This is a genomic window from Arthrobacter sp. MDT2-3 (genome assembly GCF_059090465.1).
Genome location: NZ_JBNHFS010000010.1, coordinates 24,503 through 41,044, shown reverse-complemented (window position 1 = coordinate 41,044; position 16,542 = coordinate 24,503). Strand labels below are relative to the sequence as shown.

General features: G+C 66.9%; 15 protein-coding genes. 5 read left to right on the top strand and 10 right to left on the bottom strand.

Annotated features, from left to right (window positions below; translation table 11 throughout):
- Positions 1 to 19: 19 nt before the first annotated feature.
- Complete coding sequence (locus tag AC5RUQ_RS20610; RefSeq protein WP_493949122.1) at positions 20 to 2,395, top strand: DEAD/DEAH box helicase; 2,376 nt, start codon at positions 20 to 22, stop codon at positions 2,393 to 2,395.
- Positions 2,396 to 2,466: 71 nt separating this feature from the next.
- Here AC5RUQ_RS20610 and AC5RUQ_RS20605 read toward each other — a convergent pair whose 3' ends face one another.
- The 7 genes from AC5RUQ_RS20605 to ssd form a co-directional block, all read right to left on the bottom strand.
- Positions 2,467 to 2,844: an Rv3654c family TadE-like protein gene (locus AC5RUQ_RS20605; RefSeq protein ID WP_493949120.1), complete on the bottom strand. Its 378-nt coding sequence runs from the start codon at positions 2,842 to 2,844 to the stop codon at positions 2,467 to 2,469.
- Positions 2,841 to 3,293, bottom strand: a complete 453-nt coding sequence (locus tag AC5RUQ_RS20600) for a TadE family type IV pilus minor pilin (RefSeq protein ID WP_493949119.1) — start codon at positions 3,291 to 3,293, stop codon at positions 2,841 to 2,843. The genes AC5RUQ_RS20605 and AC5RUQ_RS20600 overlap by 4 nt, the downstream gene beginning before the upstream one ends.
- A gap of 128 nt (positions 3,294 to 3,421) precedes the next feature.
- Positions 3,422 to 3,772: a DUF4244 domain-containing protein gene (locus tag AC5RUQ_RS20595; RefSeq protein ID WP_493949118.1), complete on the bottom strand. Its 351-nt coding sequence runs from the start codon at positions 3,770 to 3,772 to the stop codon at positions 3,422 to 3,424.
- A gap of 169 nt (positions 3,773 to 3,941) precedes the next feature.
- The gene (locus tag AC5RUQ_RS20590) at positions 3,942 to 4,562 is read right to left on the bottom strand and encodes a type II secretion system F family protein (protein WP_493949116.1); all 621 of its coding nucleotides are present in this window, start codon (positions 4,560 to 4,562) and stop codon (positions 3,942 to 3,944) included.
- A complete protein-coding gene (locus AC5RUQ_RS20585; protein WP_493949114.1) occupies positions 4,559 to 5,236 on the bottom strand; it encodes a type II secretion system F family protein in 678 nt (225 codons plus the stop codon). The genes AC5RUQ_RS20590 and AC5RUQ_RS20585 overlap by 4 nt, the downstream gene beginning before the upstream one ends.
- 191 nt (positions 5,237 to 5,427) lie before the next feature.
- On the bottom strand, positions 5,428 to 6,693 hold the full coding sequence (locus AC5RUQ_RS20580; RefSeq protein WP_493949113.1) for a TadA family conjugal transfer-associated ATPase: 1,266 nt from the start codon (positions 6,691 to 6,693) through the stop codon (positions 5,428 to 5,430).
- Positions 6,690 to 7,754, bottom strand: coding sequence for a septum site-determining protein Ssd (gene ssd / locus AC5RUQ_RS20575; protein ID WP_493949156.1), 1,065 nt, complete (start codon positions 7,752 to 7,754; stop codon positions 6,690 to 6,692). Before ssd ends, AC5RUQ_RS20580 begins: the two co-directional genes overlap by 4 nt.
- 278 nt (positions 7,755 to 8,032) lie before the next feature.
- Between ssd and AC5RUQ_RS20570 the strand changes: the two genes are divergently transcribed.
- Together AC5RUQ_RS20570 and AC5RUQ_RS20565 are read left to right on the top strand one after the other, a co-directional pair.
- A complete protein-coding gene (locus AC5RUQ_RS20570) occupies positions 8,033 to 9,751 on the top strand; it encodes a bifunctional 3'-5' exonuclease/DNA polymerase (protein WP_493949112.1) in 1,719 nt (572 codons plus the stop codon).
- A gap of 176 nt (positions 9,752 to 9,927) precedes the next feature.
- On the top strand, positions 9,928 to 10,119 hold the full coding sequence (locus AC5RUQ_RS20565; RefSeq protein WP_493949111.1) for a YegP family protein: 192 nt from the start codon (positions 9,928 to 9,930) through the stop codon (positions 10,117 to 10,119).
- A gap of 83 nt (positions 10,120 to 10,202) precedes the next feature.
- Here AC5RUQ_RS20565 and AC5RUQ_RS20560 read toward each other — a convergent pair whose 3' ends face one another.
- The 3 genes from AC5RUQ_RS20560 to AC5RUQ_RS20550 all read right to left on the bottom strand — a co-directional run bounded on the left by AC5RUQ_RS20560 (position 10,203) and on the right by AC5RUQ_RS20550 (position 13,120).
- Positions 10,203 to 10,880, bottom strand: coding sequence for an NUDIX hydrolase (locus AC5RUQ_RS20560; RefSeq protein ID WP_493949109.1), 678 nt, complete (start codon positions 10,878 to 10,880; stop codon positions 10,203 to 10,205).
- On the bottom strand, positions 10,877 to 11,671 hold the full coding sequence (gene nth, locus AC5RUQ_RS20555) for an endonuclease III (RefSeq protein ID WP_493949155.1): 795 nt from the start codon (positions 11,669 to 11,671) through the stop codon (positions 10,877 to 10,879). The genes AC5RUQ_RS20560 and nth overlap by 4 nt, the downstream gene beginning before the upstream one ends.
- 66 nt (positions 11,672 to 11,737) lie before the next feature.
- Positions 11,738 to 13,120 (bottom strand): reticulon family protein, encoded by a 1,383-nt coding sequence (locus tag AC5RUQ_RS20550; protein WP_493949108.1) that lies wholly within the window; start codon positions 13,118 to 13,120, stop codon positions 11,738 to 11,740.
- Positions 13,121 to 13,523: 403 nt separating this feature from the next.
- On the opposite strand from AC5RUQ_RS20550, the gene acs reads away from it, so the two are divergent.
- Entirely contained in the window at positions 13,524 to 15,533 is a 2,010-nt protein-coding gene (gene acs / locus AC5RUQ_RS20545) for an acetate--CoA ligase (RefSeq protein ID WP_493949154.1), read from the top strand.
- Positions 15,534 to 15,738: 205 nt separating this feature from the next.
- Positions 15,739 to 16,530, top strand: a complete 792-nt coding sequence (locus AC5RUQ_RS20540) for a DeoR/GlpR family DNA-binding transcription regulator (RefSeq protein WP_493949107.1) — start codon at positions 15,739 to 15,741, stop codon at positions 16,528 to 16,530.
- Positions 16,531 to 16,542 lie beyond the last annotated feature (12 nt).

The following is a 16,542-nucleotide window of genomic DNA, read 5'->3' as shown; positions in this document are numbered from 1 at the left end:
GGAGTGAAAGAATATTGGGGTGAACCCCCATGACTCCCTGATTCCCTTGCTGGGCCGCGGCCCGGACCCGGAACAGCTGCGTCATGTCCGCACCATCCCCGCCCGTGAAGCCGTGCATGAGCCGTGGCCCGAATGGGTTCACCCCGATCTGGTGGCCGCCTATGGTTCGCTCGGTGTCCACCAGCCCTACCGCCATCAGGTTGAAGCGGCGAACATTGCCCAGGGCGGGGAGCATGTTGTGGTTGCTACCGGCACCGCCTCCGGGAAGTCGCTCGCCTATCAACTGCCGGCGCTGGACGCCATCCACCGCTCTGAACTGCGGGTTCTTGCCGACCCCGGAAAGATTCACGACGACGGCGCGGTCACCCTGTACCTGTCCCCCACAAAGGCCCTTGCGGCCGACCAGTTGAACGCCATCAGGGCCATCAAACTGCCCACCGTGCGGGCGGAAACCTACGACGGCGACACCGACCCGGCGTCCCGCCGCTGGATCCGCGACCACGCCAATTTCATCCTGGCGAACCCGGACATGCTGCACTTTGGCATCCTTCCCAACCACGCCTGGTGGGCGGGGTTTTTCCGCCGCCTCCGCTACGTGATCATTGACGAGGCCCACAGCTACCGCGGTGTTTTCGGCTCGCATGTAGCCAACCTGATGCGGCGACTCCGCCGGATCTGCGCGTACTACGGTGCCGGCTCTACTTTCCCTGAGCCTGTCTTCATCGCTGCCTCGGCAACCGCATCCGACCCCGATATCTCCTTCGCCCGGCTCATCGGTGCACCCGTCCGGGCGGTGTCGGAGGATGGCTCACCTCATGGTTCGACCACGGTGGCTTTCTGGGAGCCTGCGCTGACCGAGCTTAAGGGTGAGAACGGTGCCAGGGAGCGGCGTACCGCTGTCGCGGAAACCGCGGACCTGCTGGCTAACCTGGTGTCAGCGCAGGTCCGCACCATAGCCTTCATCAAGTCCCGGCGCGGCGCGGAGACCATCTCGTCCATCACCAAACGCCTCCTGGACGAGGTCGATCCAAGTTTGCCGCAGCGTGTAGCTGCCTACCGTTCCGGCTATCTTCCCGAGGAACGGCGGGCAGTGGAGAAGGCGCTGCGCTCGGGCAGGCTCCTGGGCGTTTCAAGCACCTCCGCCCTGGAGCTGGGCATCGACATCTCCGGGTTGGACGCCGTCCTGGTGGCCGGCTGGCCAGGCACCAGGGCTTCGCTTTTCCAGCAGATCGGGCGGGCCGGCCGGGCGGGGCAGGACGCCATCGCGGCGTTTGTGGCCAGTGACGATCCGCTGGACACGTTCCTGGTGAACCATCCGGAAGCGATCTTCGATGTCTCGGTGGAAGCTACCGTCTTCGACCCGTCGAACCCGTACGTACTCGGTCCGCATCTCTGCGCGGCAGCGGCCGAACTTCCGCTCGGTGTCGGCGAACTTGACCTGTTTGGGAGCACCGCAGAGATGCTGTTGAACCGCCTGGTGGCCCAAGGCTATCTTCGCCGGCGGCCCGCGGGCTGGTTCTGGACCCATTCCCAGAGCGCCGCGGCATTGGTGAACCTGCGGGCTGACGGGGGTGGGCCGGTAAGCATTGTCGATGCTGATACTGGCTCCCTCCTAGGAACAATGGACTCTCCCCAGACCCACTACCAGGCGCACACCGGCGCCGTTTACATTCACCAGGGCGACAGCTACGTGGTGGAGGACCTCAACGAGGACGATCACTGCGTGGTGGTCCGCCGGGCCAATCCCGACTACTACACCACGGCGCGGGATGTGACGCAGATCGAGGTACTGGAAACCCAGCGCACAGCCACCTGGGGTGATGTTTCCCTGCATTTCGGCGACGTGAAGGTCACGACGCAGGTGGTCTCCTTTCAACGCAAGGCCCTGATTTCCAATGAGATCCTCGGCGAGGAACCGCTTGATCTTGGCGCCAGAGACCTGTTCACCAAGGCCGTGTGGTTCGTCGTGGATAACCGGTCCCTCACCGCCGCAGGGCTGATCGAGGCCCAGTTCCCGGGTGCCCTGCATGCCGCGGAACACGCTGCAATCGGCCTGCTTCCCCTGGTGGCCTCCAGCGACCGGTGGGATATCGGTGGCGTCTCCACTGCCCTGCATGCCGACACCGGGGTGCCCACCATTTTTGTGTATGACGGGCACCCTGGCGGGGCCGGCTTCGCCGAACGCGGATTCGATAAGGCGAAGGTATGGCTGGCCGCGACGCGGGACGCCATCAGTGCCTGTGAATGCGAATCCGGCTGCCCCTCCTGTGTCCAGTCACCCAAGTGCGGTAACAAGAACAACCCGCTCGACAAGGCAGCGGCGGTCACCCTGCTCGATGTCCTGCTCAAGGACGCCACCGAGGCCATCGGCATGAGCGTGGACGTCCAGCGCTGACGGGTCACCGGGATTCCTTCTGAGGGGAGGTCCGGCGTTTGGGAATCGGGCGCCAAGGGAGAAGTCGCACGCTACGGCGGAGGTCCTGCCCGGGCATGGCCGGTAGCTGCACCCAAAATGGTTCTCCCCGTCAGCTCGGTGTGAACCTCAAGCGTGTGCCCCTCCCCCTCCGAGCAGCTAAGCACCGAGGCACCATGCCGGGCAGCTACCTCCGCAGCGAGCGTGCATGGTTCCCCGTCCGTGATGCCGCGCAGCGCGTCGGCGCCGGCGAGAGCAGCAAGATCAGCGGCGGCGGCTGCCCTGCTGGCCATCACAGCCGACTGGCCCAGGAGCAGCAGCAGCGCCATGGCCATCATCACCACCAGGGCCAGTCCCGCGGCCAGCACGGTCCCGGACCCTCGTTCCCGGCTGTCCGTGCCGTGCTTCATCTTCGCGCTGAAGCCCATCATCCGGCGCCTGCCCCGGCGCCACCAGCCAGCCGCACATGCAGCTGCCCGTTAGCCCTGCCGTCGTGGGCGCCCCAGTGGTCCGGCCGGTGCGGCCGGTGCGGCATTGCGGATGCCGTTTCACTGCGCGTCGAAGCGCGGGCAGTGAGCGTCCAGGGAATTGACGCCCCCAGCGGGCCGCCTACCCGATCCGTGACGGTCACACTCAGCCACTCCCCCTCTGCTGCGATAACCGTGGAGGCCGACGCACCCGAGAGGGTCCGGACGATCCTTTCCACTGCAGCGGAATCGTCACCGCGGGCCAAGGCCCGGGCGCCGGCCCGTGCTCCCTCTTCCAAACGCAGCTGGGTAACACCAGCCGCCGCACCTGCAAGGAGCATTGCCAGCAACAGCAGGACCGCAGGCAGCGTCACGGCGAATTCCGCGGTGACTGCACCGCAGGACCCTGCCACGTGTCGGCCTTGGCTATGGCAGCGATCCCATAGCGGGCAGTACCGGGCGACTCCCGAAAATGGCCACGGACCCCTCCGGTTGCCTGGACCCGGAGGCAACCGGAGGCGCCACGCGTCCGGTGCACAGGTCATGGCAATGCCAGTGCCGTGCGGATCAGGTTCAGCAGGAACCCCCGTACTTCCTCGCTGCGAAGGATGAAGACCAACAGCCCCGCAAAGCCGACGGCTGCGAGAGTCGCGATGGCGTACTCAGCGGTGGCCATGCCAGCTTCCGACCCCATGAGGCGGCGCACGCCAGAACCGTGACGCGGAAGAGTTGCTCCAGGGTAAAGCTCGACGACGTTGGCCGGCAATCCAGCGGCGCCAGCGCCGCGGGAATACGCGGCCTGGCGGCCGTTCAGGCGTCGTTTAGGGTTCGCTCGGGATGCGGCGAGTGCTGCGGCTCCGGCGGCGTAGTGACGGTCCTGGTTGATGGACATGGGCTGTTTCCTTTCTCTGGGCCGGCAGGGCTGCCGGCTTCTTCGACTCTTCCGGGCCCCGCTGCAACCGCTAAGGCCTGGGCTGGTGTAAGTGGAAAAGTCAGGTCTGTTCCCCCTGTGGAGGGAAAGAGCGTGTCTTTGTGCTGCCGGCCGGGCACCCTTGTGCCGGCTAGGATCCGGACGGCACCAGGGCAAGCAGGACGGGTACCACGCCCAGGCAAATGAAGGCCGGAAGCGAACACAGGCCCAGCGGGACCACCAGCTTCACGCCCAGCGAGGCCGCCCGCTTCTCAGCAGCACGAAACCTTTCGCGGCGGAGCCTGGCAGCCTGCGCATAGAGGATGGCCGAGGACGGCGCCCCCGTGAGTGCCGCGAACCCCAGCGCGTCCCGCAGCTCCAGGATTTCGGGAAGCCGGACTGCTGAGCTGCGCCACGCCGTTTCCCAGTCCGCTCCAATTGCGAGCGCCGAAACAACCGGCCGGAGGGACGCCCTGTACTCGGTGGAAGCACAGGCCGACACCAGTTCGAGGGAACGCCCAATCCCGGACCCGGCATCCAGCATGGCTGCCACCAGTTCGAGCATCATTGCGGTGTCCCTCAGGCCATCGGAACCGGCCCGGTTCCGCGGCCGTCCCTCCGCAGCCGGCGGATCGCTTCCCGAAACGTGGTGGCCGGCCGATGGCAGGTTGATGAGCCGCTTGCGTGCACTGCCTTTGCCAGGACACAGGAGCCACGCCGCCGAGGCCATAACAAGGAAGATCGAAATTGCCAGAACAGTAGCTTCGGTCATGGCACTCCCGCACCGGCCGCTGCTGCCACCAGCTTGGCGGACCACACCCTGCCCGCCACGGTCAGCGCAATCCCGGCCGCCAGGGCTGCGAGCCCCAGCGGAGTTCCCAGCAGTGTGGCCAGCGGGTCCACGCCAAGGGCGATTCCCAAGCCCAGTCCCATGAGCGGAAGCCAGGTCAACAGAGTGACCGTGGCCCTGGGTCCGGCGAGCGCTGTCTGGCGGGCGGCGTCGGCGTCGTCCTCCACTTCGAGCTGCGCCGCGAACCTGGTGAGTACGTCGGCCAGGGGGCAGCCGCTAGCTTCTGCGATGTCGAAGCAGCCGGCCAGTTCCGACCAGATCCGGAGTTCCCTGTCGGGCCGCGAAAAGGCTCCAGATAAGGAGGAGCGGCGGATGGCCTCCGATACCGGCGTTCCGGTGCTGGCAGCCGTGCGGGCTGCAGCCAGTACCACGGCCGAGCCACCGCTCAGGCCGCTCGCCCGCAGCCCTGCGGTTTCTCCCTGCGCCCGGTCGGACGGTGACCATGGCCGAGCCCCGGAACCAAGGCCGGACGCAGTCAGGGCTGCGGCTCCGGGTTCCGCGGCAGTGCCATAGACAGACCACAGCTCGTCCCACAGCCGGGCCGGCGTTCGCCCGCCTTTAAGCAGGGCAGCGAGTTGCTGAACCACAAGAGTCATGGGTACTGCGGAACCATATATTGCCGCTCCCCTGGCGCCGGGCCTGAGCCACCGGAACCGGCGGCCCGAGCGACTGCCTGTTGCTGAGGGAGCAAGACTGCCGGCTGCGCGGCGCAGCCTCGCTGGCGCGCCGCGGGGCGGGCGAAGAATCAATAACGCAGCCAGCACCAGAGCTGCTGCAAGGTAAACGGTCACAGGGTGTTCCCCGGCTCCAGTCCAAGCCGGCCGGCGAGGGCGGGCCATGCCGGACCTGGAACGGCAGCGCCCTCTGGTGCCTCCAGGGCGGACAGCACGTGAAGACCGGTGGGGCCCACGGCAATGACTCCAATACACGTCACTTCCCTGCCACGGCTGGTCCTTTCGACGTGGATCACCACATCCAAGGCACTGGCCGCCTGAAGCTGAACACCCTCCGGGCTTAACCCGGCGAGCGCACCCAGTGCCGTGAGCCGGGCGGGAACGGCAGAAGCGGTATTCGCGTGGATGGTTCCGCCCCCGCCGCTGTGGCCGGTGTTCATGGCTGTCAGTAATTCGCGTACCTCGGCGCCGCGGCACTCCCCGACCACCAGCCGGTCAGGCCGCATGCGCAGGGCCTGCCGGACAAGCTCGCCCAAGCTCACTTCCCCGCCGCCTTCAAGGTTTCCGTGCCGGGATTCGAGGGAGACCACATGCGGATGGACGGGGTTCAGTTCCGAAGCATCCTCAATCAGGACCAGCCGCTCCTCCGGGGCACAGAGACCGAGCAAGGTGGACAGCAAGGTTGTCTTGCCGGAACCTGTGGCGCCACTGATCAGAAAGCTCAGCTTGAGTTCCAGCACCTTTCCCAGCACTTCCTTCACGAGGGAGCCGAACATGCCGGCAGCCTGCAACTCGTCCAAGGTGAAGACCCGCTCGCGGCGGATCCTGATGCTGAGCAGCGTTCCCGCCGTGGACACCGGCGGCAGCACGGCATGGACGCGGTAGCCGCCCGGCAGCCGCACATCCACGCAAGGTGAACCGTCGTCCAGGCGGCGCCCTCCTGCGGCCACCAGCCTGCAGGCAAGTGCCCGCAACTGTGTCTCTTCGGCGAAAGCCACGGCCGCGCGTTCAATGCCCCGGCCGCGGTCCACCCAGACGGAATCCGGTGCATTGACGAAGATATCCGTAACCGCCGGATCCCGGGTGAGCTCCTGCAGCGGTCCCAGCCCGTTCAGCTCCGCGCTGATGCGCTCCACCGCCGCAAGCGACCCCGCCGTGCCCAGCAACTTGCCGGTAGCCTGAACGGCGGCTGCTACCCGGGACGGCGTCACTGCCCCCGCGTCAGCCATCATGGACTCACGGACCGATTCCAGTAGTCCTGAGTCCACTGGAAGGCGGGCATCCCGGCGTGGATCACGGCGCTGGCTTTCAATGTTTCGGGTACGCCGCCGCAGTCCGTCCACCGGTCCCGCTCCATGCGGAGAAGGCTGCTGCTTCATCCCAGCTCGCCTGCGGGCAAGTCATCCCCGAGGGAATCGAGCACGGAGGCAGCAAAATGCCGGACGTTCCGCCGCCTGCCCAAGTCCAGGAGGCGGCCGGACTCCATGGCCGCACTGACACCGCGAAGCTCAGGAACGCGTCCCTGCACGGGAAGCCCGATGGCCTCGGAAATGAGGGATCCGTCCAGTGCCGCCCCGGGCCTGCCCCGCACCAGAAGCGCAGCTTCAATCGGCGGAAACTCCTGAAGCAGGCGTACGGCTGCGACAGCAGCCTTCAGCTGCGCGGGAACCACCATCATGATGCGGTCGCAGTCCCACGCATAGGACTGCAACGGACCGGTTCCCCTGCCAATGTCCACCACCACCAGCTCATACCCCCGGCGAGCGGCATCCAGCACCCCAGTGGTGGTAGCCGCTGCTACCGGAACAGGTTGTTCCCGGCTGGCGGGCCAGGACAGGAACGAGAATCCCCCCGAGACCGGAAGCGAGTCAGAAAGCTGGCCGGGATCGATGCTGCCACGGGCTTCAGAAAGATCAGGCCAACGGAGGCCCGGTGTCTCTTCCGCAGCGATGGCAAGTTCCAGCCCGCCGCCCCACGGATCGCCGTCAACGAGCAGTACCCGGGCACCCATGCCGGCGGCCGCCTGGGCTATCCAGATGGCCGCGGTGGTGGCTCCGGCCCCGCCGCACCCGCCGGTGAGGCCCAGGATGAGTCCGCCAGGGCCCGGAGACCGGGAGCGGCTCAGGTGATCCGCGAGCCAGGCAGCGGCATCCGGCAGCACGGCCACCCTCTCCGCGCCGAGGGCTGCAGCCAGGTGCCACAGGCTGTCACCTTCACCATCCAGTCCCACGAGGACGGCTGGTGCCCGCCGCCGGGGCGGCAGTTCACGGATATCACTCCCCACCAGAACTGCCGCTGCGCCGTCCCAGTACCTGCCGCCCTCAAGTGCATCGGCTACCACGCGAAGTTGGGCCCCCGCGGCGGCGACAATGCGCTCCACTTCGGCCCGCAGGAAGGCGGAGGAGGTGACCAGCAGCACCTCTTCCGCACCGTCGGGCAGCCACGCGCCTCCGCTCCCGCCCGGATCCCCGCCGTGAGCCACCCCATCCGGCGGTGCCCCCGGGAACACATCAGCGATCCGCCCGAACGAGGGCGCAGACCGGCCGGGATCAACGTGGGACGGGGTCAGCTGGTGCCTGCTCATGCAGCCACTGTCCCGCCACGAACCGGAGGGGATAAGGGCAGCGAGTCCGTATGTGAACAACGCCGGTTCCACCCGCCCTGTGCAGGAAGAGTCGCCCGGCATAAGGACCGTCGAAGACAAGGCAGAATTGGACCATGTACCTCCTGCTAGCCGCCCACCCCCAGGGCGCGGTCCTGCAGGAACTCACACAGGCCGGCAGCCCCCATCCGTCCAACCCGGAACCCTCGCCTGTCAGCCTAAGTGAACTGGCCGCCGTCGTCCGTGATCTTGAACGCCGGCCGCGGGGCGGGCAGCCGCCACGCTGGATCTGGCACCGGACCCAGGACTGGTACCCGTCCCTGCTGGCGTCCGGGGTGGAACTGGACCGGTGCTATGACCTGCATCTGTGCGGAAATATTCTTGCGCACTCGCAGTTCGCCGCCCACAGTGACTACGCCTTGAACTCGGACAAGGTGACGCTCGATGACCCGCAGCAGCCGCCCCGGGCCCTCCAGCCGCCTACGCCGTCACCGGAACAGGACGCGCTTTTCGACGATCCGGACACCGGCTTCAGCCCCCGGCACACCCTTGAGGACCTTCGGGAGGAATACGCCGCGCAGCAGGTGGCCCTGGCGTCGGTCAGCCCCGAGGAGAACCGGCGCAACCGGCTGCAGCTTCTTCTGGCCGCCGAATCCGCCAGCGCCATGATCGCCGCTGAAATGCAGCATGCCGGGGTCCCCTGGCGGGAGGACCTGCACGAGGAGATCCTGGCCGATTATCTCGGCCCCCGCCCGCCCGCGGGCCACCGGCCGGCAAAACTGGAGGCGTTGAACCTTGAACTGCGCGGCATATTGAACGCGCCCACGCTGAACCCGGATTCCCCGCAGGACCTGATGCGTGCCCTGCACCGAAACGGGATCGAGGTGAAAAGCACCCGGCAGTGGGAGCTGAAGGAATCGAAGCACCCGGCCATCGCCCCGCTCCTGGCATACAAGAAACTGTCGCGCCTGCACGCGGCCAACGGGTGGGCCTGGCTTGATGCGTGGGTGGCCGGCGGCCGGTTCCGCCCCGAATATGTGGTGGGCGGCGTCGTTTCGGGCCGCTGGGCATCAAGGGGCGGCGGCGCCCTGCAGATTCCGCGCCAGATCCGCGGCGCCGTCCACGCCGACCCCGGGTACAAACTGATCGTCGCGGACGCCTCCCAGCTTGAGCCCCGTGTGCTGGTTGCCTTGGCAAAGGACTCGACCATGGCCGAGGCCGCCCGGGACAAGGACCTCTACGCAGGCATTGCCGCGAAGGGGTTCGGTGGCGACCGCGCCAAAGCGAAAATGGCGCTGCTGGGAGCCATGTACGGAGCCACCTCCGGTGAGGCAGGGCGGCTTATGCCACAGCTCGCCAAAACGTATCCCCGGGCTGTGGACTTCGTGGAACGGGCCGCCCGCGCCGGTGAGTCCGGCGGAACGGTCAGCACCCGGCTGGGCCGCAGCAGCCCGCCGCCGTCGGACCGGTGGTTCCAGAGCCAGCGCTCTTCGTCGGCCGAGGAGCAGCGCCGGGCGGAATCGATTGCACGTTCCAGGGGGCGTTTTACGCGCAACTTCGTGGTCCAGGGCTCGGCGGCGGACTGGGCTGCGTGCTGGCTCGCGGAATTACGACGGCGGCTGCGCACCTTGCACGCGGAAGGTTCCGGCCGGGCGGAACTCGTCTTCTTCCTCCACGACGAGGTGATGGTCCATGCGCCGGAGCACTTGGTCGATGCCGGCATCAGGGCGATCGAGGACGCCGCCAACGCCGCCAAGGAACTGCTGTTCGGACCTATCCCCGTGGAGTTCCCGGTGAGCGTCGCAGTGGTCGATTCGTACGACCACGCAAAGTAGGACCTCCTCCCGGATGCTTCCCAAAGAGGGCCCGCACCGCGACATTTGTCGAGAAATGTAACCTACCCGGCAGTAGCTCGCCGGGCTGCGGTGACGCGGGTTACAGTCTTGTGGTGACTGAAACAGATCGGTCCAAAGGTTGATGCAACGACGCACACCAAGGGGAGGTCCGGCATATGGCGGGCAGGTTTGAAATACATCGGGTAGGGGACGAGTCGTACCGGCTTAGGCTGACGGACGCGGACGGCAACATCGTTGCCGTTTCACCAAACTTCAAGTCCCTCAACACCTTAGTTGAGGGCATCAACGCCATGCGGGAGAATGCGGCCACCGGCATCGTGGTGGATCTCCGCCAGAAGCAGGCCTGACCGCTTGGGACGAGAGAAACCAGCCGGAGCCAAGGACGCCCGGCGAGGTAAATGCCGGCGAGTGAAAGCCACGCAAACAGAAGTCAGACACCCATCGGATGGACCCGGTCCCGGTCCCACGGCACAGCCCACCCGAGTTGCTCAAAGAGTCCGTTCAGGACTATTCCCGTAAATCCCCAAACCACCACACCGTTGACGGTGAACGCGGGGCTGTCGAAAGTACGGCCGGCGCGGTGGACCGTGGCCATGACCCTGTTGTCCGGGTCCAGCAGGTCCCGGACGGGGACCCGGAACACCTGGGCGGACTCGGCATAGTCCACCACCCGGATGGGCGATGGCGACCGCCACCACCCGAGCACCGGCGTGACGAGGAAGTTGCTGTGCGCGAGGCCGAGCTCCTGAAGGGTGCCCAGGACTTCAACGCCGTCCGAGTCCAGGCCCGTTTCTTCCTCCGCTTCGCGCAAGGCCGCCTGTACCGGTGTTTCCCGGGCGTCAATGCTGCCGCCCGGGAAAGCCACCTGCCCGGGATGGGATCCCAGCGTGTGGGCACGCTCCAGGAGCAGGACATCCAGGTCTGCCGGTGCCAGCGGCTTCCCGGACACAGCCGGAACGTCATCCAGCGCACCGAAGAGCATCAGCACCGCCGCCCTGCGCGCCCCTTTCGCGTCCACGGTGAGGGCTGCCCACAGGGGGTCAGGGGAGGCAGCCGATCCCGCCTCCGCCCTGCGCGCCAACTCCATCAGGTCCTCGCGGGCGCTCACGGTCTCCTCTTTTGGGATGCCATCCTGATTTCGGCTGCCCTGTGCGTTTCAGCCTGCAGTTGTGCCAGCAGGGCTTCGCTGCCCGGAGCGAGTTCGTACTTCAGCAGCTTGGCCGCCTTGACCGGATCTGTTTCGCCTAAACCGTAACTGGGGCACCAGTTGGCGACGGGGCACGCCCCGCACGCTGGCTTCCGGGAGTGGCACACGCGCCGCCCGTGGAACACCACCCGGTGGGACAGCATGGTCCAGTCCCGCTTCTCGAAAAGCTCGGCGACGTCGTACTCGATCTGGACCGGGTCCTCCGACTGGGTCCAGCCGAATCTGCGGGCGAGGCGGCCAAAGTGGGTATCAACCGTGATGCCGGGGATTCCGAAGGCGTTGCCCAGCACCACGTTGGCAGTCTTGCGTCCCACGCCGGGCAATGTCACCAGGTCCTCCAGCCGCCCCGGGACAACGCCGTTGTACTCGTCCACTAATTTGGTGCACAGGGCGATGAGGCTGCGCGTCTTCGCCCGGAAGAACCCGGTGGGCTTGATGATGTCCTCGATCACTGCCGGATCCGCCTCTGCCATGGAACGCGGGTCCGGATAGCGGCCAAACAGCAGCGGGGTGATCTGATTGACGGTGACGTCGGTGGTTTGCGCCGACAGAACGGTGGCCACCAGCAGTTCAAACGGGTTGCGGAAATCGAGCTCCGCATGGGCATAGGGGTATTTCTCCGCCAAAGCCCTGTTGATGCGCCTCGCCCGGCGCTTCAGCCCAAGCAAGGACTCCTGGGACACCACGGGCATGCCCGTAGCCTGGCCGGCGGGTACTGCCGCTCCGCCGGCCTTGGAAGCCCGGGGTGAGGCCATGCGTTAGCCGCGCTCGATATTGCTGAGGTCGCGCAGCACGCCCAGCCGCCCGTCGGTGTGCTGGACCAGGAACTCATGCCCGCGGTCCTCGAGGGCAAGCACCCAGCCGCCCGGCTCGATGACGAAGGCAGGCGCCCCGGTACGGGGATCGAATGCGGTCCGGTGCTGGGCCACAGCAAACCAAAAAGCCTCGTGGATGGGCTGTTCCTCTGATTCCTCCGGCCGGCTGGCCGGGTCCACTGTTGCCCCGATGGGCTCCTCGGCCCGGACCTGCTGATGCACGGCCGTCGCTGCGGGCGGCTCCCACGTACCCCGGGCCGCAGAGCCAGCGGGGGCATCGCCGTCATGATGCGCCAGGGCGGAGGAGCCGTTGGCTCCGCCACCCCTCACGGGCACATCTCCGAACTGCGTCTCCTCGGCGGCGGGCGCAGAGGCAGGGCGTACGACGTCGGCTGCCTGGGTGGGCGGCCCGGCATCACCTTCCGGGGCACGGTCGGAAACTTCAGGGGCGGTGGAGACGGGGCCGTTCGCTGCGGGCCCACCGGCCGCAGTAACGCCGGCGGTTGGGACAGCAGCAGTGGCGGGTGAAGGGGACGCAGCTGCCGAGGGAACCGCGGCTGTCGCCGGCGGCTGGTGGGAGGCTCCGGTCTGGACTGCGGAAGATCCGGCCCCGGCACCGCCAAACAGCTTGCCGCCGGCAGCACCGAGCAACTTCCCGACCCCGGGCTTGGAAGCGGAAGCGGATTCCGGACCGCGGGAGTCTGCCGTGTCCGACCCGGCCTTCGGCGGTTTGGGCGCCTGAGGCTTCCGTACGGGAACGGCAGCCTCACGGGCCACCACATGCGCGGGGATTTCCGCACGGTCCTGGAAATCCGGGGAGATGTAAGGAAGGAACCGGCCCAGGACGGTCACGGCGAAAAGCACTACCGCGCCGATCAGGCCCACCATGAGGCTGGGAACGTAGGCTCCTGCCACGGACAGGAAGAAGAAGGCAACGGCGAACGACGCCACCACGGACGCGAACTGGTCGATGGACAGCGAGCCGATCCTGATCTTCGTACCCGGTGCCAGCCTCCGCGCGGCGAAGAGTGCGCTCACCGCCAATGGCAGGACGATACCCAACCCCAGGAAGAAGAGGTTGTTCAGGTTCCAGAGGTTGTAGCGCCCGCCGAACATGGGAAGCAACGAAGCGACAAACAGGGTGACGGTACCGGCAAACACTGCCAGGTCCCGGATGGTGAACGGACCGAGCACGGCCTCATTGCCATTCCGGCCCTTGACTCCGGTGGCGGCCTCCGGGCCTGCACCGGGGGCCGAAGCGGTGGCGGGCCCCGAGCCTGCCTCTGTGTCGGGGCCGGTTTTCTGGCCGAAGCTCTGCTGGTTCATTCTGTTCTCCTTAGCGTGGCGGCACCGGGGCTGTGGCCCGAAACCGTGCCGTCGTACGGCGGTTCCGTCCTTTCCAGGCTCTTGCCAAGCCCGGGAAGGACGGTCCGCAGTGAAGTCACAATCCCATCTCAGCCTAGTCAACAGCCTTACTGATCACTAGCTGGCCATGCCGCCGGGCAGCCGCCGGGGACTGCGCGTGGAACCATTCATCGCTTAATAAATGCCGTTCGCGGGCTGGTCTGTGACACCGCACACATCCGCTGGCCCCACGCATTAGTCTTGATTCCGGAACAGCTCTTTGCGGAAGACCCGTGGGCAGCCGGTGCCCGACGTCGTGCAGGCGGCGGAGCCCGGCCGGCATCGGATCTCCGCGCAGCAAAGATCGATGAATGATGAGGTTCACATGTCCCAGGACACTCCAAGCTCCACCGCCACTGCGCCCTCAGGTTCCGGGCAGGGCGGCCAGCAGGGCGATGCCTTTGAAAACCTGCTGCACGAAACCAGGGCGTTTCCACCGTCCCCGGAATTCGCCGCTGACGCCGTGGCCACCGCAGCGGAGTATGAAGAGGCTGCTGCTGACCGGCCGGCTTTCTGGGCCCGGCAGGCGCGGGAGTTGCTGACCTGGAGCAAGGACTTCAACGAGGCGCTTGACTGGTCCAACCCGCCGTTCGCGAAGTGGTTCGTGGGCGGGGAGGTCAACGCCGCCTACAACGCCCTGGACCGGCATGTGGAGAACGGTCGCGGTGACCGGGTGGCCATCTACTTCGAGGGCGAACCCGGCGACACCCGCACGTACACCTACGCCCAGCTGACGGAAGAGGTGAAGAAGGCAGCAAATGCTTTCGAATCCCTCGGCGTGGTCAAGGGTGACCGGGTGGCGGTGTACCTGCCGATGATCCCGGAGGCCGTCATCACGCTGCTCGCCTGCGCCCGGATCGGCGCAGTGCACTCGGTGGTGTTCGGCGGCTTCTCCGCCGACGCGCTGCGCTCCAGGATCGAGGACGCCGAGGCCAAACTCGTGGTAACCGCGGACGGCACGTACCGCCGCGGCAAGCCCAGCGCCCTGAAACCCGCCGTGGACGAAGCCCTCGCTAAGGACGGCCACACGGTGCAGAACGTGGTGGTGGTCAAGCGCAACGGCCAGGACGTGGACTGGCATGAGGGCCGGGACCACTGGTGGGGGGACACCGTGGACGCCGCCTCCACCGAGCACACCGCGGTGGGCCACGACTCCGAACACCCGCTGTTCATCCTCTACACGTCCGGCACCACCGGCAGGCCCAAGGGCATCCTGCACACCACCGGCGGGTACCTTACCCAGACCGCGTACACGCACAAGGCAGTGTTCGACCTGCACCCGGACACGGACGTGTACTGGTGCACGGCCGACGTCGGCTGGGTCACCGGCCACTCGTACGTCACCTACGCCCCGCTCATTAACGGCGCCACCCAGGTGATGTACGAGGGCACCCCGGATTCCCCGCACCAGGGCCGCTGGTGGGAGATCGTGGAAAAGTACAAGGTGTCCATCCTCTACACCGCCCCCACCGCGATCAGGACGTTTATGAAGTGGGGCCGGGAGGTCCCGGACAAGTACGATCTGTCCTCCCTCCGCGTCCTGGGATCCGTGGGTGAGCCCATCAACCCTGAGGCCTGGATGTGGTACCGGAGGGTCATCGGCGGGGACCGGACCCCCATCGTGGACACCTGGTGGCAGACCGAAACCGGTGCGCAGATGATCGCCCCGCTGCCCGGCGTCACGGCGACCAAGCCCGGCTCGGCGCAGGTGCCGCTGCCTGGCATCGCGGTGGACGTGGTGGACGAGATGGGCGAATCCGTACCCGACGGACACGGCGGCTTCCTGGTGATCCGCGAACCGTGGCCGGCAATGCTGCGCGGCATCTGGGGCGACCCGGAACGGTACAAGGACACCTACTGGTCCCGCTTCGAAAACATGTACTTCGCCGGGGACGGCGCCAAGAAGGACGAAGACGGCGACATCTGGCTCCTGGGCCGCGTGGATGACGTCATGAACGTCTCCGGGCACCGGCTCTCCACCACCGAAATCGAATCGGCCCTGGTCTCCCACCCCGCCGTGGCTGAAGCCGCCGTCGTGGGTGCAGCGGACGAGACCACCGGCCAGGCCGTCGTCGCGTTCGTCATCCTCCGCGGCGACGCAGTGGATTCCGGAGATGAGATTGTCCAGGAACTCCGGAACCACGTTGGCAAGGAGATCGGTCCCATCGCCAAGCCCAAGAACATCCTGGTGGTCCCGGAACTGCCCAAGACCCGGTCCGGCAAGATCATGCGGCGCCTGCTCAAGGACGTCGCCGAAGGCCGCGACCCAGGCGACGCCACCACCCTCTCAGACCCGACAATCATGCAGCAGATCGCGGCGTCACTCAGGAAATAAAGGGAGAGGATTGGCGGTCATCCTCCGAGGAATGCGCAGTCGCTGGTTCCAGGCCGGCGCTTGCAGCTCATGGGTGGGAGTTATCCGGAAGCGTGCGTCAGAGGCGAGGGACGAGCCAGCACGCGGAGGATGACTCCCAGCCATCAGCGTGGTGGGCACCCTAGACTGAGAGCAGCCCCGCCCCCTGCCCGAAGGAACCGCCCAGATGCTCGCCGTCGCACGCCACCAGGCTATTTTGGACGCTCTTCAGCGGGAACGGGTTGTTCGGGTCTCGGATCTTGCCCACCAACTCGGGGTGTCCCTCATGACAGTGCGGCGCGACATCGAAGTACTGGAGGAAGGCGGCCGCCTCGAGCGTATCCACGGCGGCGCGAAGATTCCGGGCGACACCAGTACCCATGAGCCTGGCTTCGACCTCAAGTCCACCCAGCTGACTGCCGAGAAACGGGCCATTGCGGTGGCGGCTGCCGGGCTGGTGCAGGAAGGCATGGCCGTGGGCCTCAGTGCGGGAACCACCACCTGGGCGCTGGCCAAGGAACTCACCAACGGGCCCCGGATCACTGTTGTCACCAACTCGGTGCGCATTGCCGACCTGTTCCATCACGGCGCCTCCGCCGGTTCCGCCCGCTTCGCCTCCACGGTGATCCTGATCGGCGGCGAGCGCACGCCGTCGGACGCTTTGGTGGGCCCCATCGCCACAGCAGCGCTGAAGCAGCTGCACCTGGACGTGCTGTTCCTAGGGGTTCATGGCATGGATGCCGCAGCCGGGTTCACCACTCCGAACCTGTTGGAAGCCGAGACGGACCGCGCGTTCGTGGCAGCCGCGCGCAAAACCGTAGTGTTGGCCGACCACACCAAATGGGGACTGCTGGGCATCAGTTCCATCGCCTCGTTAGAGGAAGTGGACGAGGTCATCAGCGATCCCGGCCTTGGATCCGAGGCACAGCGCATCCTCCAGGAGCGGGTGGGCCGGCTGCGGCTCGCCGCCCTCGAGTAGCACGCCCTTTAG